This window comes from Micromonospora sp. I033 (assembly GCF_053890995.1).
The window spans coordinates 1-20,081 of record NZ_JBSSLX010000037.1 but is presented as its reverse complement, the minus strand read 5'-3'; the positions used below and the strand labels follow the sequence as shown (position 1 = coordinate 20,081).

Here is a 20,081-nt window from a genome sequence, read left to right as displayed (position 1 = left end):
GGAAAGCCGCTGGTCACGAGGTCACCTCCGCGATGGCGGCGTGCAGCTCCGCCGGCACGTCGACGGTCAGGTGCCGGCCGTCGGCCACCACCGTCCGCCCGTCGACCACCACGTGCGTCACGTCGGCGGCGGTGGCCGCGAAGAACGCGCCGACCGGCGGCACCCCGGCGGTCCGGGCGCTGTCGAGCCGTACCGTCACCAGGTCGGCCCGGTCGCCGACCGACAGCCGGCCGGCGTCGCCCCAGCCCAGCGCGGCGTGCCCGGCGACGGTGGCCGCGGTGACCAGCTCGGCGGCGGCGAAGTGCCCCCGCCGGCGGGTACGCAGCCGCTCGTCCAGCTCCACGGCGCGGGCCTCCTCGAAGAGGTCCACCACGGCGTGGCTGTCGCTGCCCAGGCTGAGCGGGCTGCCCGCCTCGGCCATCCGCCGGGCCGGCCCGATCCCGTCGGCCAGGTCCCGCTCGGTGGTGGGGCAGAGGCACACGCCGGTCCGGCTCTCCCCGAGCAGCGCGACGTCGGCGCTGGTCGGGTGGGTGGCGTGCACCGCCGTGGTGTGCGGGCCGAGCACCCCGTGGTCGGCCAGCAGCCGGGTCGGGGTGCAGCCGTGCACGGCCCGGCAGGCGTCGTTCTCGGCCGGCTGCTCGGAGAGGTGCACGTGCAGCGGCACGCCGTTGCGGTCGGCCCAGCCGGCCACCGTGGCGAGCTGCTCGGCCGGCACCGCGCGGACCGAGTGGATGGCCGCGCCGACCCGGACGTGGTCGTCCTCGGGCCGGAACGCGTCGACCCGCTCCGCCCAGCGCAGCGCGTCCCCGTCACCGAACCGGCGTTGCGTGCCGGCCAGCTCCGCGCCGTCCACGCTCGCGGTCAGGTAGGCGGTGTCCAGCAGGGTGAGCCGGATCCCGGCGTGCGCGGCGGCCTCGACCAGCGCGGCCGACATGGCGTTGGGGTCGGCGTACGGCTTCCCCTCCGGGCCGTGGTGCAGGTAGTGGAACTCGCCGACGCAGGTGATCCCCGTCAGGGCCATCTCCGCGTACGCGGCCCGGGCCAGGGCCAGGTAGGAGTCGGGGTCGAGCCGGGCGGCCACGTCGTACATGACGTCCCGCCAGCTCCAGAAGTCGCCGCGCCCGCCGTGGGTGCGCCCGCGCAGCGCCCGGTGGAAGGCGTGCGAGTGGGCGTTGGCCAGGCCGGGCAGGGTGAGCCCGGGCAGGCGTGTCGCGTCGCCGAGCACCTCGACCCCGGCTGCGGGCGCGCCGCCGCCGACCAGCGGGGTGACCGCGGTGATCCGCCCGTCCTCGGCCTCGATGAGCACGTCGGGAGTCGGCTCGGCGTGGTCGGGCAGCCAGGCGTACTCGGCCAGCCAGCGGGTCAGCGGCATGCCAGCTCCTCCAGCACCCGGGCCAGGGCGGTCACCCCGGCCGCGCAGTCGGCGTCGGTGGCGGACTCGGCGGGGGAGTGCGACACCCCGGTCGGGTTCCGCACGAAGAGCATCGCGGTCGGCAGGTGGGCGGCCAGCACCCCGGCGTCGTGCCCGGCCCCGGTGGGCAGCACCGGGGCGTCGAGCAGCGCGGCCAGCCGGCCGGCCAACCCGCCGTCGAAGGACACCAGCGGGGTGGCCGACTCCTGGGTGCAGGACAGCTCCGTGCCGTCCCGCTTCGCCCGCTCGGCGGCCTTGGCCCGGACCGCCTCGACCAGGCCGTGCAGCGTCTCCGGCTCGGCCGCCCGGGCGTCCAGCCAGCCGGTCACCTTCGAGGGAATGGCGTTGGTGGCGTTCGGCTCGACGGCCACCCGGCCCACGGTGGCGTGCGCGTCGCGCAGCCGGGCCTCCTTGTTCGCCGCGAGCACGGTGAACGCGTAGGTGAGCATCGGGTCGCGGCGGTCGGCCATCCGGGTCGTACCCGCGTGGTTGCCCTCGCCCGCGAAGTCGAAGCGCCAGCGGCCGTGCGGCCAGATGGCGCTGGCCACCGCGACCGGCGCGCCGAGGTCGACAAGCGCGCGGCCCTGCTCGACGTGCAGCTCCACGAAGGCCGCGAAGCGGCCGAGCAGGCCGGGGTCGGCACCCGCCGGCCGGTCGCCCAGCGCCTCGGCGAAGCTCACCCCCGCCGCGTCGCGCAGCCCGGCCGCGCGCTCCACCGCCATCTCGCCGGTGAGCAGCCGCGACCCCAGGCAGGGTACGCCGAACCGGCCGCCCTCCTCCTCGACGAACGCGGCCACCGCCACCGGCCGGACCGGGGTGACCCCGGCGGCCCGCAGCTCGTCCACGGCCAGGAACGCGCTCACGATGCCCAGCGGCCCGTCGTAGGCCCCGCCCTGCGGCACCGAGTCGAAGTGGCTGCCGGTGAGCACCGCATCCCCGGCCGCCGGGTCGCCCCACCAGGCGAACAGGTTGCCGTTGCCGTCCTCGGTGACCGGCATGCCGCGCTGCCCGGCCTGCTCCCGGAACCAGGCGCGCAGGGCGAGTTCCGGCTCGGTGAGCGCGTAGCGCAGGTAGCCGCCGCTGCCCGCGTCCCGCCCGAGCGGCGCGATCTCGTCCCAGAGCTTGCGGAACCGGACGGCGAGATCGCTCACGCCGCACCCTCGGTCATGGGCACGCGGACGCCGGTGCGCGCGGCGACCTCGCGGGCGTCGTCGTAGCCGGCGTCGACGTGCCGGATGACGCCCATGGCCGGGTCGTTGGTGAGCACCCGCTCGATCTTCTGCCCAGCGAGGGCGGTGCCGTCGGCCACGCAGACCTGCCCGGCGTGGATGGACCGCCCGATGCCCACCCCGCCGCCGTGGTGGATCGACACCCAGGACGCACCGCTGGCGGTGTTGACAAGCGCGTTGAGCAGCGGCCAGTCGGCGATCGCGTCGGAGCCGTCGGCCATCGCCTCGGTCTCCCGGTAGGGGCTGGCCACGCTGCCGCAGTCCAGGTGGTCCCGGCCGATCACCACGGGCGCGCTCAGCTCGCCGGAGGCGACCATCTCGTTGAACCGGACCCCCGCCTTGTCCCGCTCGCCGTAGCCGAGCCAGCAGATCCGGGCCGGCAGGCCCTGGAAGGCGACCCGCTCACCGGCCATCCGGATCCACCGCGCGAGGGACTCGTTCTCGGGGAACAGGTCCAGGATGGCCCGGTCGGTGGCGGCGATGTCCTTCGGGTCGCCGGAGAGCGCCGCCCAGCGGAACGGGCCCTTGCCCTCGCAGAACAGCGGCCGGATGTACGCCGGCACGAAGCCGGGGAAGTCGAAGGCCCGCTCGTAGCCGCCGAGCTTCGCCTCGCCCCGGATCGAGTTGCCGTAGTCGAAGACCTCGGCGCCGGCGTCGAGGAAGCCGACCATCGCCTCGACGTGCTTGGCCATGGAGGCCCGGGCCCGGTCGGTGAACTCGGCCGGCTTGGTCGCCGCGTAGTCCCGGGCGTCGGCCAGCTCCACCCCTTCCGGCAGGTACGACAGCGGGTCGTGCGCGCTGGTCTGGTCGGTGACGATGTCGATGGCGACGCCCCGGCGCAGCAGCTCCGGGAAGACCGTGGCGGCGTTGCCGACCACCCCGACGCTGAGCGCCCGGCGGTCCCGCTTCGCGGCGAGCGCGCGCTCGACCGCGTCGTCCAGGGAGTCGGCGATCTCGTCCAGGTAGCGGTCGTGCGCCCGGCGCTCCAGCCGGGTGCGGTCCACGTCGACGATCAGGCAGGCGCCGCCGTTCATGGTGACCGCCAGGGGCTGCGCCCCGCCCATCCCGCCGCAGCCGGCGGTCAGCGTCAGCGTCCCGGCCAGGCTGCCCCCGAACCGCTTCTCGGCCACCGCCGCGAACGTCTCGTAGGTGCCCTGGAGGATGCCCTGGGTGCCGATGTAGATCCAGGAGCCGGCGGTCATCTGCCCGTACATGGTTAGGCCGAGCGCTTCGAGGCGGCGGAACTCCGGCCAGGTGGCCCAGTCGCCGACCAGGTTCGAGTTGGCCAGCAGCACCCGGGGGGCCCACTCGTGGGTGCGCATGACGCCGACCGGGCGGCCGGACTGCACCAGCATGGTCTCGTCCTCGCGCAGCTCGGTCAGCGTCCGGACCAGCGCGTGGTACGACGGCCAGTCCCGGGCCGCCTTGCCGGTGCCGCCGTAGACCACCAGGTCCTCGGGGCGCTCGGCCACCTCCGGGTCGAGGTTGTTCATCAGCATCCGCAGCGCGGCCTCCTGCGGCCACCCCTTCGCGGTGCGTGCGGTGCCGCGGGCGGCGCGGACGGGCTGGTGCATCTCGTACTCCTCTCAGCCGAGGAACAACTGACGACGGGTGGCGGACGACTCGAACGCCTCGAGCCGGGCCTGGGTCTCGGCCGGGGTGGCGTCGCAGATCGCCTGCAGTACCACCATGGCCAGGGTCATCGGTGCGGTGTGCAGGTCGAAGACCAGATCGGTGCCGACGGCGGCGGGAAGCACCACCTCGGCGTGGTCGGTGGCCGGGCTCACCGGGGAGTCGGTGATGGCCACGACGGTCAGCCCGGCGTCCCGGGCCTCGCGCAGCGCGTCCAGGGTCTCCCGGGGGTAGCGGGGCAGCACGAAGGCGAGCAGGGCGCGCGCCCCGGCCGCGGCGGCCTGTTCGAGCCGGTCGGCGAGGAGGCTGCCGCCGTCGTCGAGGACCCGCACGTCCGGGTGCACCTTCGCGGCGAAGTACGCGAAGTACGCCGCCAGGGGTGCGGCGGCGCGCAGCCCGAGCACCGGCAGCGGGCGGCTGGCCGCGAGCAGCTTGCCCACCTCGGCGATCCGGCCGGCGTCGGCGAGCTGCCCGGCGAGCCGGTCGAGGTTGCCCATCTCGGCGTGCACCGCCCGCTGGAGGGCGTTGCCGGCCTCGGCCGGGTCGGTCGCGCCGGTGGCGGTCAGCTCGCGCAGCCGGCGGCGCAGCGCGGGGTAGCCGTCGTGCCCGAGCGCCATGGCGAACCGGGTCACCGACGGCTGGCTGACCCCGGCCAGCTCGGCCACCTCCGCCGCGGACAGGTACGCCGCCGCGCCCGCCTGCTGGACCAGGCAGTGCGCGATCCGGCGCTGGGTCGGCGTGAGCCGGACGCCGTGGAAGAGGTCGAGCAGGCGGTCGGTGGGTGCCGCACCGCTTTCATTCACGAGCTGACTCTATGCATGAAAACTTTCAGCGCGCAACCTCCGCGCGGCGCGGGTCCGGACCGCCGGGGTCGCCGAGGGACACGGACGGGAGTCGCGGACCCCGCCGGCCGGGCCACCGGTACGGGCCGCCCGGACCGTGGTCGCGCGGCGACCGGAGGACGAACCAGCGGGCATCGTCTCTGTACTATCCGCACGGCGGATGAGCAGAGGAGATATGGCATGCAGCCGGTTGGTCCGTACAGGTTCACCGAGGTGATGGGCGTTTGCCAGGTGGGCAAAGCCTGGTGGGCCGTCGACGGGCAGGATCGGCTGGTGACCGTCGCGGTGCTCGACCCGGCGGTGGCCCAGGATCCGGCCTGGCGTCAGGCGTTCTCCGGCATGGCGGAGACCCTGGCCGCGCCGGGCGGCAGCGGCCGGCCCTACCTGTCCGCCGACTTCGCGGCGAAGGCGCCCTGGGTGGCGTACATCGCCGACGGCGGGCCGGGCGCCGAACACCTCTTCTTCGCGCTGGGCCAGGAGATCCGCAGCGAGCAGGCGGCCGAGGACAGCACGGTGGCGATGCTTCAGGTGCCCACCGAGCAGCAGTCGCAGCCCGCTCCGTGGGCCCTGCAGGCCGATCCGCGGCAGGCGCAGCCGGTCTCGCCCCCGCCGCAGCAGACGCCTCCTCCCACGCAGCAGACGCCGCCGATGGCACCGCAGTGGTCGGCCCCCACGCAGCAGATCGCCGTGCCTCCGCAGCCGGTGTCCGCGCCGCCGCAGCAACCCACCGTGCCGCAGCAGGTCTCGGCGCCGCCGCAGCAGGTCTCCGCGCCCCCGGAGCAGATCTCCGCGCCGCCGCAGCAGGTGTCGGCGCCACCGGTGTCCGCGCCGCCGCAGCCGGCGTACCCGCACACCGCGCAGCCGGTCAGTGCCCCGCCCGGCGACCCGTTCAGCTCACCGGTCCGGCGGATCCAGCCCTCCCCGCCGCCTCCGCCCCGGCAGACCGGGCTCTGGGCCGCGCTCGCGGCGCTCCTGCTGGTCGCCGTGGTGGCCGGCGGGGTGGGCACCTGGGGGCTCTCCGGTGACGACTCCGACCGGCCGACGACGACGCCCACGGCCGCGTCCAGCGCCTTTCCCAGTGCCGCCCCGGTGAACCCGGGCCTGAAGCCGTGGGCACAGGCGGCGCTGCGGAGCCCGGAGGAGCGCGCGCTGGCGACGGTGGGACCATCCATGGTGTTCGTCGAGGTCATCTTCACCGGCTACGTCCGCAACAAGCAGGACAACGCCCTGCTGCGCAAGACCCCGATCACCTTCAACCGCCGGTGCAGCGGCTTCGTGGTCAATGCGGACGGTCACGTCCTCACCAACACCCAGTGCGTCCGCCCGACCCAGGACATCCTGCTGGGCAACGCGCTCGGTGCCCTGGCCAACGCCCTGGTCGCCGAGCGGACCCTCAACACCAAGGACGTCGCCGCCTTCACCAAGGCCCGGATGAAGACGGCCGCCTTCACCGGCAACGGGCCCGGCACCGAGCCCGAGGCCAAGCTCTACGGCCAGCTGAACGTGGCCAAGGGTGACACCACCGACAGCCCAGCGATCCCCGGCGCCATCGTGCAGTCGCTCGCCCTCGACGCCGGGAACCTCGCCCTGGTCAAGCTCGACCAGGGCAACCTGCCCGCCGCGGAACTCAACCCCTCCGCCACCATCGCCGCGGACACCTCGCTGCTCATCCTCGGCTACGACACGACCGACACCAGCTACCGCTCCGCCACCTACAGCGTGTCGTCCAAGCCGGCGACGGTGACCGGGGTGGACGCCCAGTCGCCGGTGCAGGCGTACCGGATCAACGACGACCTGGGGCTCTACTCGCGCGGCGGGATCGCCATCGACCCGAGCGGCCGGGTGGTGGGGATGCTGGACAACGACATCCTCCGGCCGGACAAGGCCAACCGGCTCGTCGTGCCCGTGTCCACCATGGCCGGACTGCTCTCCACCGCCGGCGTGCAGAACACCCTCGGCGACACGGACCAGAAGTACCGCAGCGCGCTCGACGCCTACTTCGCCGGCCAGAACTCCACCGCCGCCGACCGCTTCGGCGAGGTGGCCGAGGACTCGCCGACGAACCTGCTGGCCCAGGTCTACCGCCAGGCCGCCATCGACAGCGGCGGCGGCGAGGACTCCGCCGGCACGCCCGGCTGGGCGGTTCCGGTGCTCGTCGCGGCGGCCGGAGCGCTCGCCGCGGGGCTCGTGGTCCTGGTCCTCATCCTGCTCCGGCGGCGCCACGCCACGGCGTGACGCCGCCGGGTGTGGCACGGCCGGTCAGCGACGGCCGCCCCCGTCCGCGCCGAGCAGGTACGGGGCGGCCGGCGTGCGCAGCACCACCAGGGCGAACGCCCAGGGCAGCAGCAGGGCGGCGGCCAGGTGCGGCCAGCCGCCGCTCGGCGGGGTGTGCAGCACCCAGAGCACCGCGGCGTGACTCAGGACGACGGCGATGCCGCAGGCGGAGACCTGGCTGATCGTCCGCGCGGGCCCGCCGGTGATGCGGCGGTCGAGCTCCTCGGCGAGAACGACCAGTCCGGCGCTGATCAGGACGGCGGTGACCACGCTCAGTCCGGGGGTGCCGAAGTCGCCGGCCTTGACGTCCAGCGGGGCGCTCAGTCCGGTGACCACCAGGCCGGCGCCGACGGCGAGCAGGACCGCCGCGACGGGTGCGGACAGGTGTGACCGCAGCCGACGCAGCAGCCGCCCGGCGAGCACGAACACCAGGCAGGCCGGCACCAGGAAGACGCCCAGCGGTCCGGCGGTGACCACCTCCGGCGCCAGGTACGCGACGGCGAGCCCGAGGAGGGCGAGCACCCCGGCCGCCAGCGGGAACCGCTCCACGGCGCGGTAGGCGAGGGCGAGCAGGAGGAGAACCGAGACGAACCAGAAGGCCGAGAACGGCCGGACCGCCGCGCTGCCGCCGTAGAGCGCGTTGCGGAACGCCCCCTCCGCGACCTCCCCGGTGGCCGCCTCAGCCGCCAGCAGCGCCGCGAACAGCAGGACGAACCAGACGACGTACGGCAGGCCGAGGGAGCGCCACCGCTTGCGCAGCTCACCGGCCAGGGGCCGGCCGGGCGTCCAGAAGTATCCGGTGAGCACGAAGAACAGCGGCACGTGCCACGGATAGACGGCGGCCCGGGTGACCGGGTCGGTCCACACGTGACCGACGACCACCGCGGCGATGCCGACGATCCGGAGAAGGTCCACGCCGGCGGAGCGGACGCCCACCGGTGCCGTGGTGCTCGTTGCGGCCATGGCGCGCATCATGGCAGACGGCGCGGGCCGGGAACGTCCCCACCCGGACCGGGCGACGGGCCGCACCACCCGTGGACCGCCGATCGCATAACCTTTCCCGCGACGCTGACTGATCGGTCTGGAGGTTCGACGGGTGCCCGCAGCTCCCTCCGTGACGCAGCGGCTGCGGGCCGTGCCGCGCGCGGCGTGGTTCGGGGTGGGAGCCGTCGTTCTCCTGCTCGCCTCGATCGCCGTCGCCGCCTGGCCGTCGGGCCGGTCCGGAGCGCCGGCTGCCTGGTCCACGCCGGAGCCGTCCCGGTCGCAGCCGCCCGCCGTGCCCGTGGACGGCACGAGCTGCGCGGCGAACGTCGCGGGCATGGCGGGTTTCACCCCGGTCGCGGCGCTGGACCTGCCCGCGCGGGCGAACGGGCGGGCGCCGGCGTACGCCTTCGACCGCACCGCGGCCGTGGCACGCGGGTTCGACCGGGTCGGCTACTGCCTGGAACTGAACGGCCCCGCCGGACCGCAGTGGGTCTGGACCGCGATGGAACCGTTCACCACCGACGCCCGGCGGCTCGCTCCGCCGACCCGGGCCGGGCAGATCGTCCAGCGGCGGGTCAACGACGTGGAGGTGGCCACGAACGTCGCCGGGCTGACCACCGGCACCGGCCTGCCCGGCTATCTGGAGATGTGGCCCAACAGCTACGGCACCCGGGGCACCGGGCAGATCTCGGGCGCCGCGCCGGAACGCTACGACGCGGACGACGACGTGCAGCCCGCGCTGGCGTACGGGTCGTTCCAGGTGCACCTGGTCGGCGGGACCCGGCCCGCCACCACGCCGCCGCAGACCGTGCTGGCGGTGAACGGCTTCACGTCGCGGTCCGGCCCGCTCGCGCTGGGCATCGGCCCGGCGCCGACCGGCAACCCGGACTGGACCTTCGCCGGCAACGCCGACCGCTTCACCCAGCGCCGGCTGACCGTCTACGCCCGCTCGTCGGTCCTCAGCGTCACCCGGCACCCGGCCGACCGCCAACTGTTCCCGCGGGACGCCGGGAACGGCGCTGTGGTCGAGGTGGCCGGGAAGTTCACCGACCCCCGGGTGACCGCCGTGCAGCTCAAGGTGACCAGCGGCGCGGACGGCTGGGACTACGGCGCCCTGGCCACCCCAGGTGGCACGTTCTCGCTCCGGCACCGGATCACCGCCGCCCTCCGGGAGTACCGCTTCGAACTCCGGGTGCTGGGCGACGGGGTGGCCCGGCGGGTCGCCCTCTGGGAGGGCGTGGTCGCCGGCGACGTCTACGTCATCGAGGGCCAGTCCAACGCGGTCGCGGGGATGCAGCGCGGCTCGGCCGCGGCCGAGGAGTCCCCGTACCTTCGCAGCTACGGCTCCCCGGTGGTCGACGGCATCCGGTCCGCGGCGGCCCGCAGCTGGAACTACGCCGTCGGCGACCTGACCCAGCAACCGGGCGCCGTCGGCCAGTGGGGGATCCGGATGGCGCACCGGATCTCGGACACCTACCAGGTGCCGGTCGCCGTCATCAACGGCGCCGAGAACGGCCGGCCGATCGGCTACTTCCAGCGGGTCGACAGCCGGCCGAGCGACCTGCGCACCAACTACGGGCGGTTGCGGGAGCGGCTGGCGGCCGCCGGGGTGCTCGGCAAGGTGCGCGGCGTCCTCTGGTACCAGGGCGAGGCGGACAACGACAACGCCACCGCCCACGTGGCGGGCTTCAGCGCGCTGTTGCGGGACTGGCGGGCGGAGCTCGGCGGCCCGGACACCCGCTACTACGTGTTCCAGGTGCGCACCTCACCCTGCGGCGACGGCCGCTCGGCGCGGCTGCGTGAGGCGCAGCGCCGGATGGGCGACACCCTCGGGGTGACCGTGCTGTCCACCAACGGGCTGTCCGGTCAGGACGATTGCCACTTCGGCTGGGAGCAGGGCTACCGCGAACTGGGCGACCACGCCTTCGCCGTGGTCTCCCGGGACCTGTACCGGGGACCGGGTGACGGGGTTGCGCCGCCGAACCCGCGCTCCGCCGCCTTCGTCGACGCGGGCCGGACCGCGGTGGTGGTCCGGCTCCGCGACGACGATCCGCTCACCGTGCAGCCCGGAGTGGCCGCCGACTTCCGCATCGAGGGCAGCGGCGTCGACGTCGTCGACGTGGCGTACCGGCCGGGCGGAGAGCTGCTGCTGACCCTTTCCGGGCCGGCCACCGGGGCGACCGGGGTGAGCTACCTCGGCCGCCCGGGTGCGGGGCCGTGGGTCGTGAACGCCTCGGGCATCGGCCTGCTCACCTTCCAGGGCCTGCCGATCGCCGCTCCCGGCTGACCGCGCGGTCAGCCGGCGCTGCCGGCCGTCGTCCTCCGGCGGTGCTGGCGGGTGGCGAGCGCGCGCAGGCCGGCGAGGCCACCCGGCCGGTCCACGGCGTCCACCGGGCCGGGAGCGGCCAGCGCGTCGCGCGGGCTGCCCGCCGCCCGGATCAGCATCAGCAGCAGGAAGATCCAGGACAGCCCGTCCACCGAGAGCGGGTTCCAGACGACCTCGGTGACCGAGTAGACGAGGAAGAGGACGACGGGCGTCTTCGCGGTGAACGCCCGTCCGTCGCGGACCCGGCCGTGCAGCAGCGCCGTCGCCCAGAGCCCCCAGATCACCAGCGCGACGAAGCCCCCGGCGAAGATCGCGAGGACGTAACCCGAGTGGAAGAAGTGGGTCGGCGCCTCGCCGACGTCGCGCAGGTAGTACCACTTGGAGACACCCACGCCGGTCACCTTGCGGTCCGCGATGTACTCGCGGGCGTGCACCCAGATGTTGCCCCGGTTGCTGAGTGTCGACCGGTCGGCGCTCCACATCAGGTAGGTGGCCGCGGCACCGACGACGACCACCAGCCCGGCGGAGAGGACGAGCGGGATCCGCTCGAACCGGCGCCACCGCTCGACCAGGTGGCTGCCGGCCAGCCAGGCGGCGCCGGCCGCGAGCGCCAGGTAGCTGGTGCGGGAGCCGGTTGCCACGATGACCAGCAGACAGAGGGCCGCCGTCCCGAGCAGTTCCCGCCGTCGCATCGCGCAGAGCGCCGCGACCAGGGTGAACGTCGCCACCATGGCGACGTAGTTCTCCGACTCGAAGAAGCTCTTGAACAGCGCCCCCGCCACCGAGCACTTCTCCAACTGACCGCCCGTGCAGGTCCGCCAGGCGCTCGTGCCGGAGAAGAGCGTCGGGATGGTCAGCAGCGCGAGCACGGCGAGCCCGGTGTAGGCCAGGGCCCGGGTCGTCACCGCCGCCCGCGCGGCGACCAGCAGCCCGGCGAGCAGGAACAGCCCGGCCGCCGCGTACGAGACCAGCCGGGAGCCGTACAGGCCGGCGCCCACGATCGCGTCCACGGCGAGGCACCACAGCAGCAGCACGGCGACGGTCCACCAGGCCAGTCGCAGCCAGCCGTCGGACGGGCCGCGCAGGTCCCGCCGGCCGGTGGCGACCGCCCAGGCGAGCAGGCCCAGCACCAGCAACCCGATCAGCGCGGAGCTGTGCTCGCCGGCCAGCACCGGCGCGGCGTTGGCCAGCACCACGAAGCCGACGAGCGCGAGCGCGGTGCGACCGTCACCGAAGGCGGCGGCGACCTTGCGGCGCGTGGCCACCAACCAGGCGGCCGTCGCGACGCCGCTCACCGTCAGCAGAGAAGCGAAGAGGACGGTCAACTCAGGCCCTTTCCATGGTGCTCGTCCGTTGCCCGGACGGCGGGTCGCGCCGCACGGCGGCCACGACACAACCCCACAGCAGTACGCCGAGGAGCGCGTCGCAGACCAGGCTGGAGGCGACCGCGCCCTGCCAGCCGTACGCCGGGATCAGCCAGACGTTGAGCCCGGCGTTGACCACGCCGACCGCGATCTGGCAGACGGTACGCCGGCCCTGCAGCCGGCTGCCGGAGAGGGTGTCCGCCGCCAGGTAGTGGATCGCCTTCAGCACGAGCAGCGCGGCCAGCCCCTGGAGTGCGGTGGTGGCCACCGCGTACCCGCTGCCGAAGACGGTCGGCATCAACCCGGAGCAGGCCACCAGCAGCAGGGAGGCCGGCACGCTGAACGCCAGGTACCGGGGCAGCAGCCGGCGGGTCAGCCGCAGGGCCGCCCGGGGGCCGTCCCGGCCGGCCTCGAAGAAGCGCGGATAGGCGACCGCCGCCATGGCCCGCCCGGGGGTGTACGCGAAGTCGACCACCCGGTACGCGGCGGCGTAGATGGCCGCCCCCTCCGGGCTGCCGAGCTTCGACAACATCACCTTGTCGAGGTCGTTGTAGACGGTCTGCGCCGAGAGGCCGACCGCGAAGAGCAGCCCGGCGCGGACCTGCCCGAAGGCGCCGGTGGCCGGCGGCAGTCCCGCCCCGCGCAGGCCGTACGCCAGCACCAGCAGGCAGATCACCGCCGAGAGCAGTGCCGAGGTGACCGCCCACCCGTGCAGGGTCACCGGGCCCGGCGTGGTGACGGCGAGCACCACCACGGCGGCCAGCCGGCACACGTGCAGCACGGCGGGGATCACCGAGGCGACGAAGACCTTCCCGCGCGCCTGGACGGAGGCGGCCACGGCCTCGATCAGCCGCCAGGCGACCAGGTCGGCGACGGCCAGGGCCGCGACGTCGACCACATCGACCTGGGCGGCCCAGACGGCGGCGCCCGCCGCGGTCACCAGCACCGACGCGCCGGCGCCGAAGGTGGCGGTCAGCACCAGTCCCCGGGCGAGGTGCCGGGCCCAGTCCGCGGGCGCGTCGGCGTGGCTCTGGAAGATCAGGCTCGGCACGCCGGCGGACGCGAAGGGCGACACCACCGCGATCAGGGCGGTCACGCCGACGAAGAGCCCGTACTCGCCGATCGGCATCTCGCGGGCCAGCAGGACGAAGAGCGCGCCCTGGGCGAGGGTGCGCAGCAGGGTGCCGGTGAGGAACTTCGCCGCCTTGCCCAGGAAGCCGTCACCCGGGCCGGCGGCGGGCCCCGGCGGTTCCGCCCGTCCGGTCCGGTCGGTGTCGGTGACGGTCATCGGGCCGTCGCCTCCATCCACCGGCGGCTGACCTCGGCGGGATCCAGGGACGCCGACCGCGCCCGCCAGGCCTTCTCGAAGTCGGCGCGGCTCGGGCGCTGCTCACCCGTCACGGCCAGGACCGCGTCGGCGAGCGCCCGCGGCGTCGGCTCGGCGGCCAGGGCGCCGGGTACGAGGGTCGGGACCAGCTCGTCCAGCGCGGGCACCGGCAGGGCGGCGACCGGAACGCCCGCCTCGGCCGCCTCGATGAGGCTCAGCCCGAACGTCTCGGCCCGGGACGGGTGCACCAGCGCGTCCGCCTCGGCGAGCAGCCCGCCGACGTCCGGGACCCGGCCGAGGAAACGGACCCGGTGCGCGACCCCCAGCTCCCGGGCCCGGCTCGCCAACAGGTCCCGTTCCTCGCCGTCCCCGGCGAGGGTCAGCCGGTACCGCTCCGGCAGCAGGACGAGGGCGGCCAGGGCGTCGCCGTGGTTCTTCAGCGGTCGCAGCGCGCCGGTGGTGACGAGCCGGACGTCACCGGCGCCGACCGGGCGCGGCGGGACGAACCCGCCGACCGGCAGCGGGTTCGGGATGGTGGTCACCGGCTGGCCGGGGGCGAGCCCGCGGACCGTCCGGGCGACTCCCTCGGACACCGCGACGACGAGGCGCGGCCGCAGCGCCGCCGTCCGGGCGATCCGGGTCAGCACCCGGACCCGCCGGTCGGCGGCGAGCCGCGCGGGCAGCAGGGAGTGCTCCCAGGCGACGAAGTCCCGGCCGGAGCCGGCCAGCGCCGCGCCGACGGGAACCGCGGCCCAGAGCCCGCTGGACACGATCACGGTGTCGGCGGGCAGCGCCCGCAGCCGACGCCGCAGCGGCGGGACGGCCTCCACGAGGCGGGTGATCCGGCTGCTCACCCCCAGCCGGTCCACGGCCAGGTCGTCGAGGCCGGCCGGGACACCCCGGGACAGCACGGTCGCCGAGACCGCCACCCCGGACGCCCGCAGGCTCCGCATCAGCAGTACGGCGGCCCGCTCCATCCCGTAGCAGGGCTCAAGCTGGGGAAGGACGAAGTGCAGGCGCATCAGTGGGACCCGTCCGGCTGTCGCGGGATGGTGGTGTCGCTGGCCGTGCGCGACCGCCGCATGGCGACGCGCTCGAGGGTGGCACGCGGCACCATGCCGAGTGCGGCCAGCGCGGCGTTCGGCGCGGAGGGCGCCGAGTTCCGCCGGATCGCCCGCATCATCTCCCGTACCCCGGCCCAGTCGCGGGCCTGCAGGGCGTACCGGAGGGTCTGCGCGGCGACGAAGTCGGCGAACGTCTCCCGGGCCCAGACGCCCTCCCAGCGACTGGCCCACGCCCACGACGTGCGCCAGTCGGCCCCCGCGGAGATCGACCCGGGGCTGCCTACGGTGTAGACGGCCGTGGCCTCCGGCACCTGCGTGATCCGCACACCGGGCAGGCGGGCCGCCCGGACCAGCCAGTCCCAGTCCTGGTGCCGGGGCAGTGTCTCGTCCCAGCGGCACGCGGCCGCCAGCTCACCGGTGGTGAGCAGGGTCGAGGTGGGCAGCGACTGCCGGCCGACACCGAGCCGGCGGCGGCGGAAGAGGTAGTCCTCGGGCAGCGCGCCGTCCGCGATCAGCGTGGCCGGGGCGGCGGTGGGCAGCGGTTCGGCACCGGCCCTGCGTTGGAGGATCCGGGACGACACCACGGGCCGCCAGCCCTCGGCGGCCAGCCGTTCCAGCACCGGCACCTGGGCGGCCAGCTTGCCCGGCAGCCAGGCGTCGTCGTCGTCGAGGAAGGCGACGTGGCTGCCCGGCGCGGCGTGCGCTACGCCGAGGTTGCGCGCGTACGAGCCGCGACGCCCTCCGCCCGTGCAGACCACCTCGTCCACCTCGCCGCGCAACTCCCGCACGGTGGCGGGCACCTCGGCGAGGTCGCAGACCACCACGACGCGCACCGAGACCGTGTGCTGGGCGCGGGCGCTGCGCACCGCCTCGGCGACGCTGGGCCTGCCCGTCGTGGGAATGACGACCGAAACGTCCGGCAAGAGGATCTCCAGGGAATCAGGGGCGGACGGTGCGCGGCGGTCCGGGGGACAGCCCGGGGCGCCGGTCGGTCAGCGGCCGCCGGCGCGGAACACCTCCGCCACGGTGCGCAGCAGCACCTTGGCGTCCAGCCACAACGACCAGTTCTCGATGTAGTAGTTGTCGAACCGGGCGCGGTCGGAGATGGGTGTGTCTCCGCGCAGGCCACTGACCTGCGCCAGCCCGGTCAGGCCCACCGGCACCCGGTGGCGCATGGCGTAGGTCGGGTACTCGGCGGAGAACTTCTCCACGAAGTACGGACGTTCCGGCCGCGGCCCGACGACGCTCATGTCGCCGCGCAGGATGTTCCACAGCTGCGGCAGCTCGTCCAGCGAGGTGCGCCGCAGGAACCGGCCGATCGGGCCGACCCGCTGGTCGTGCGCGATGGACCAGTTCGTCTGGGACTCGTGCTCGTCCACCGGCCGCATCGAGCGGAACTTGATGATGTGGAACCGCGCGCCGTGCCGGCCGATCCGCTCCTGCCGGAAGAAGATGCCCGGACCGCCGTCGATGAGCACCGCGATCGCGCACAGCAGCAGGACCGGGCTCAGCAGGAGCAGCGCCACCAGCGCGAACGCCACGTCGGATGCCCGCTTGAGCGCCCACCGGGGACCGGACAGCGTGGTGTCGCCCACCTTCACGATGGGGATCGCGCCGATGTGGTCGCCGTGGGACCGGGAGCCCCACAGCCGGGGCACCGCCCACAGGTCGCAGGCGGCGTTCGCCGGCCGGCGCAGCACCTCCATGAGCGCCGGCTCCGGGCAGTCCGGGTCGGCGATGATGAGCACGTCGCACTCGACGATCCGCACCAGCTGCTCCAGGTCGTCGAGGCGACCGATCAGCGGGTGGGCGGCCGGTCCCGGGTGCGGCGAGGTGTCGACACAGCCGACGAAGCGCAGGCCGTACTGCGGGTAGCGACGCAGCAGGCGGGCGAGTTCCACGGCGGTGGGACCGCTGCCGATGATGATCGCGTTGTGCTCCACCCACCGGCGCTTGCGGGCGACGGTGGCGACCTCCCGGGTCACCACCCGGCCCACGACCACCAGCCCGGCGGCCACCCCCACACCCCGGGTGAAGCCGAGGACGTACTCGGCGGACCCGTGCCGCAGGGCGGCGATCATCGCCACCACGGCGGCCGAGGCCAGCAGCCGCCCGCAGAGGCTGGGCAGCTCGTCCAGGATGCTCACGTGGCGTCGGGCGTGGTAGAGCCCGCCGGCGGCGAAGAAGGCGACCGTGAGGCCCGCCATGACCAGGGTTCCGCGCCAGTACTGGTGGGTGACGAGCAGCGGAGCGAGCAGCGCGGCGACGTCGACGGGCGCCGTCATCATCCACGCCCGCAGGCCCCGGGTACGGCGGGAGGCGCGGGAGCTCGCGTACGGCAGCACCGCCGTCACGTCCAGCCCGGGCCGCGCCGGCGCGGACGGACGGTCGCCCGAGGGCCGGGCCGTCGGGATCAGCGGCACACCCGGCCGGCCGGCCCTCTCGTCGTCACCGACCATCGCCGGCATTCCCTGTGGACGCTCGGCATGTTCCCTGGTCGTCGCGGTCTGGTGGCCCGTAGCCGGTTGCCATGGCATTGTTGGTCCTTCCCCCGTGGCGCACACGCTCGGCTGTCCCGACCGAACGGAGCGTTCGCAGGATACGGCCGGATCGTCCATGCCGACAGGACCGCCCGGGCAGTCCGGGATCCTACTTTGCGGCGGCCGCGATTTCCGACACCGCGTCCCGGCGTACCGCGTCGTAGAACGTGCGCGCCTTGGCGGTGTCCGGGAACACCACGCTCTCGGTGCCGACCCGGCCGGTGCCCCTGGTGGGACTGGTGAAGAAGACCAGGTTCGAACCGCGAAGGCCGCGCAGGTCGGTCGCCATGTCCAGCAGCGACATTCCCTTGTCGACCGAGACCGCGGAGGTCGACGCCTTGACGAAGTCGTTGAGCCGGCCCGGGTTGGTGAGGATGCCGCCGGAGGCCGCCTTGTCGAGGATCGCCTTGATGACCTGCTGCTGGTGGCGGATCCGGGCGAAGTCGCCGTCCGGGAACTGCTTGCGCTGCCGGGAGTAGTCCAGGGCCGTCTCGCCGTCCATGTGCTGAACGCCCTTGGTGAACTTGCGGAACGGCGGGTGGATGGAGGTGAACTCCCGGTCGGAGACGATGTCGATGCCGCCGAGCGCGTCGATGATCTCCTTGAATCCCGCGAAGTCCACAATGGTCACGTGGTCGATCCGCACGCCGGTGAACTTCTCGACCGTCTGCACCATGAGCGGCACACCGCCCCAGGCGTACGCCGCGTTGATCTTCGCGTCGCGGTCGCCGTGCTGGCCGTCCTTCGAGCGCGGCACGTGCACCCAGGTGTCCCGCGGGATGGAGATCAGCTGCGCGCTCTTCCGGCCCTTCGGCAGGTGGGCCACGATGATGGTGTCCGACCGCGAGCCGCCGGTGCTCTCCGGGTCGCGCGAGTCGCTGCCCAGGATCATGATGTTCATGGCGTCGGCCGCCGCGATCGGTGGCCGGGCCTCCTGCGGCACGCCCTCGAAGGCGTCGACCCGCTCGATGTCCGACTCCACCGACCGCAGGTAGAGGGCCCCCGCGCCGACACCCCCGGCGCCGAGCAGGGCCAGCACCAGCAGGGTGATCAGCACGATCCGCCGGCCACGCCGCCGTCGCGGAGCGGCGGGCGCGTCCGCCCCGGCGTCGGAAGAATCCACTTCGGAGCTGCTGGCTGACACGTGCGGTCCGGCGACGGTCCGCTGGCGATCTGACATGCGCGCGATGCTACTGACTCACGCTCCGTCACGCGGACCCTCATCCGAGCGGCCAGCCTCGCCCACCCGTTCGGCGCTTTCCTCCTCAACCGTCGCCCCGAACCTGGTACAACGTCACGGGTGGATGCAACGAAGCTCCGTCGGGCCATCGCCCGCACCCGGCTGGCGCCGGTCGCCGCCTTCCCCAAGCGCCTGGCCCGGGTGGCCCGGCACGACGCCCGGGTGCTGCGCACCTCCGCCCGATGGCTGCTCACCTCGCGGGAGCACCACAACTACACGTACGAGCTGACCAAGCTCAGCCGGCACCACCTGGCGTGGTTCGTCAGCGTGACCTGCGAGGTCCCGGTCGGGCAGGTGCGCGGCTGGTTCGCCGAGATCGAGGGCGACGACAAGCTGCGCGCCCACATCGAGACCGCCACCGCCACCGCCTCCCGCCGCGGCCTGGCCGACCGGCAGGTCCGCTACGCCCGCCGGATCGGCTGGTACGCCATCGTCCGCGCCCGCAAGCCCGCCCACGTTGTGGAGACCGGCGTGGACAAGGGCCTCGGCAGCTGCGTCCTGGCCGCCGCCCTGCTGCGCAACGCCGCCGAGGGCCACCCGGGCCGGCTCACCTCCCTCGACATCAACCCGGAGGCCGGCTACCTGGCCCGGGCCACCCCGTGGGCCGACGTGGTCGACCTCGTCATCGGCGACTCGGTCGCCTCGATCGGCGCGCTGGAGCGGCCGGTCGACCTCTTTCTCCACGACAGCGACCACAGCCGGGTGCACGAGCGGAGCGAGTTCGAGGCCGTCGAACCGAAGCTCGCCCCCGGCGCCGTGCTGCTCACCGACAACGTCACCGCCACCAACGTCCTCGCGGAACACGCCGAACGGACCGGCCGGCGGTTCCTCGCCTACCGGGAGACCCCGGCCCGGCACTGGTACCCGGGAGACGGCATCGGCGTCGCCTGGTGACCGTTCCGCACGCCCGGCGGCCGTGAGCCCGTCTTAGCTTTCGCTTAGCGCGCTTGTCCGGCCCACCGCCGGTCCGGCAGCATCGACCGGCGTGACCGACGGCAGCGCTCCCAGCCGCCCGGCCCCGTCCGGGGACGAGCACCGGCCCACCCGGGCCGGCCGCCGCCGTGCCCCGGCCGGCCCGCGCCGCTGGCTCGCCGCGGGCGGCCTCGCCACGCTCGCCGCCGTGGTCGGGGTGACCCTCGCGGTACGCGGCGGCGCCGCACCCGCCTGCGCCGCCCCGCCGCCCCGCGCCCTGCCCGCCGGGGCGCTCGCCGCACCGCCGCTCGGCGGCACCGTCCACACCGGAAAGGCGACCTTCTACGACTCGAAGGGTGCCGGCGGCAACTGCTCGCGGCCCACCGCGCCCGCGAACCGGCTCTACGTCGCCCTCGGCCCCGCCGAGTACGCGGCCGGCGCGTCCTGCGGTGGCCACCTCGACGTCACCGGCCCCGAGGGGACCGTGCGGGTCCTCGTCATGGACCAGTGCCCGGAGTGCGAACCCGGCCACCTCGACCTCTCCGCCGAGGCGTTCGCCCGGATCGCCGACCCGGTGCAGGGCGTCGTCAAGGTCAGCTACCGCGCGGTGGTCGACCCGCCCCTGCCCGGCCCGCTCACCTTCCGCGTCAAGGAGGGCGCCTCGCAGTGGTGGTTCGCCGTCCTGGTCGGCGACCACGGCAACCCGCTGCGCGCCGTCGAGGTGCGGCAGGGCGGGTCCTGGCGCGCCGCCGCCCGCCAGGACTACAACTACTGGCTCATCGACTCCGGCGCCGGCCCCGGGCCGTTCACCATCCGGGTCACCGACGTGTACGGCCACCGCGCCACCGCCACCGGCATCCGCATGCTCCCCGGCCAGGTCCAGCGCAGCACGGTCCGGATGTACGGCGCCGCGGCCCGGGCCCGGTCGGCCACCCC

15 protein-coding genes are annotated in these 20,081 nt (G+C 74.6%); 4 read left to right on the top strand and 11 right to left on the bottom strand.

The genetic code is table 11. The annotated features are described in order from the left end of the window. Positions 1-13 precede the first annotated feature (13 nt). Genes ACW0Q9_RS09365 through ACW0Q9_RS09350 form a run of 4 tightly spaced genes read right to left on the bottom strand, consistent with a single transcriptional unit; the run spans position 14 to position 5,075 of the window. Positions 14-1,366, bottom strand: a complete 1,353-nt coding sequence (locus ACW0Q9_RS09365) for a formimidoylglutamate deiminase (protein ID WP_456179697.1) — start codon at positions 1,364-1,366, stop codon at positions 14-16. Continuing rightward, a complete protein-coding gene (locus ACW0Q9_RS09360) occupies positions 1,363-2,562 on the bottom strand; it encodes an allantoate amidohydrolase (protein WP_456179682.1) in 1,200 nt (399 codons plus the stop codon). The genes ACW0Q9_RS09365 and ACW0Q9_RS09360 overlap by 4 nt, the downstream gene beginning before the upstream one ends. After that, positions 2,559-4,214, bottom strand: coding sequence for a urocanate hydratase (gene hutU / locus ACW0Q9_RS09355; RefSeq protein WP_456179681.1), 1,656 nt, complete (start codon positions 4,212-4,214; stop codon positions 2,559-2,561). Before hutU ends, ACW0Q9_RS09360 begins: the two co-directional genes overlap by 4 nt. A 12-nt stretch (positions 4,215-4,226) precedes the next feature. Beyond that, entirely contained in the window at positions 4,227-5,075 is an 849-nt protein-coding gene (locus ACW0Q9_RS09350; RefSeq protein WP_456179680.1) for a MurR/RpiR family transcriptional regulator, read from the bottom strand. Between the two features lie 219 nt (positions 5,076-5,294). On the opposite strand from ACW0Q9_RS09350, the gene ACW0Q9_RS09345 reads away from it, so the two are divergent. After that, positions 5,295-7,349 carry a trypsin-like peptidase domain-containing protein gene (locus ACW0Q9_RS09345; protein ID WP_456179679.1) on the top strand — a complete coding sequence of 685 codons (2,055 nt, stop codon included), beginning with the start codon at positions 5,295-5,297 and terminating at the stop codon, positions 7,347-7,349. Between the two features lie 24 nt (positions 7,350-7,373). On the opposite strand, the gene ACW0Q9_RS09340 is transcribed toward ACW0Q9_RS09345, so the two are convergent. Next, the gene (locus tag ACW0Q9_RS09340) at positions 7,374-8,351 is read right to left on the bottom strand and encodes an acyltransferase family protein (RefSeq protein ID WP_456179678.1); all 978 of its coding nucleotides are present in this window, start codon (positions 8,349-8,351) and stop codon (positions 7,374-7,376) included. 133 nt (positions 8,352-8,484) lie between these two features. On the opposite strand from ACW0Q9_RS09340, the gene ACW0Q9_RS09335 reads away from it, so the two are divergent. Next, complete coding sequence (locus tag ACW0Q9_RS09335) at positions 8,485-10,659, top strand: sialate O-acetylesterase (RefSeq protein WP_456179677.1); 2,175 nt, start codon at positions 8,485-8,487, stop codon at positions 10,657-10,659. A gap of 8 nt (positions 10,660-10,667) precedes the next feature. Here ACW0Q9_RS09335 and ACW0Q9_RS09330 read toward each other — a convergent pair whose 3' ends face one another. From ACW0Q9_RS09330 to ACW0Q9_RS09305, 6 genes are all read right to left on the bottom strand, one after another. Next, complete coding sequence (locus ACW0Q9_RS09330; protein WP_456179676.1) at positions 10,668-11,993, bottom strand: O-antigen ligase family protein; 1,326 nt, start codon at positions 11,991-11,993, stop codon at positions 10,668-10,670. Positions 11,994-12,024: 31 nt separating this feature from the next. Further along, positions 12,025-13,350 carry a lipopolysaccharide biosynthesis protein gene (locus ACW0Q9_RS09325; protein WP_456179675.1) on the bottom strand — a complete coding sequence of 442 codons (1,326 nt, stop codon included), beginning with the start codon at positions 13,348-13,350 and terminating at the stop codon, positions 12,025-12,027. Then, positions 13,347-14,411 (bottom strand): glycosyltransferase, encoded by a 1,065-nt coding sequence (locus ACW0Q9_RS09320; protein ID WP_456179674.1) that lies wholly within the window; start codon positions 14,409-14,411, stop codon positions 13,347-13,349. Before ACW0Q9_RS09320 ends, ACW0Q9_RS09325 begins: the two co-directional genes overlap by 4 nt. Continuing rightward, complete coding sequence (locus ACW0Q9_RS09315) at positions 14,411-15,376, bottom strand: glycosyltransferase family 2 protein (protein ID WP_456179673.1); 966 nt, start codon at positions 15,374-15,376, stop codon at positions 14,411-14,413. Before ACW0Q9_RS09315 ends, ACW0Q9_RS09320 begins: the two co-directional genes overlap by 1 nt. Positions 15,377-15,445: 69 nt before the next feature. Further along, positions 15,446-16,912 carry a sugar transferase gene (locus ACW0Q9_RS09310; RefSeq protein ID WP_456179672.1) on the bottom strand — a complete coding sequence of 489 codons (1,467 nt, stop codon included), beginning with the start codon at positions 16,910-16,912 and terminating at the stop codon, positions 15,446-15,448. A gap of 190 nt (positions 16,913-17,102) precedes the next feature. Further along, positions 17,103-18,116, bottom strand: a complete 1,014-nt coding sequence (locus ACW0Q9_RS09305) for an LCP family protein (protein WP_456179671.1) — start codon at positions 18,114-18,116, stop codon at positions 17,103-17,105. A gap of 177 nt (positions 18,117-18,293) precedes the next feature. Here ACW0Q9_RS09305 and ACW0Q9_RS09300 point away from each other — a divergent pair, with 177 nt between their 5' ends. Next, complete coding sequence (locus tag ACW0Q9_RS09300; protein WP_456179670.1) at positions 18,294-19,127, top strand: O-methyltransferase; 834 nt, start codon at positions 18,294-18,296, stop codon at positions 19,125-19,127. A gap of 91 nt (positions 19,128-19,218) precedes the next feature. Further along, positions 19,219-20,081 (top strand): expansin EXLX1 family cellulose-binding protein (locus tag ACW0Q9_RS09295; protein WP_456179669.1); only part of this gene is annotated, 863 nt, incomplete at its 3' end.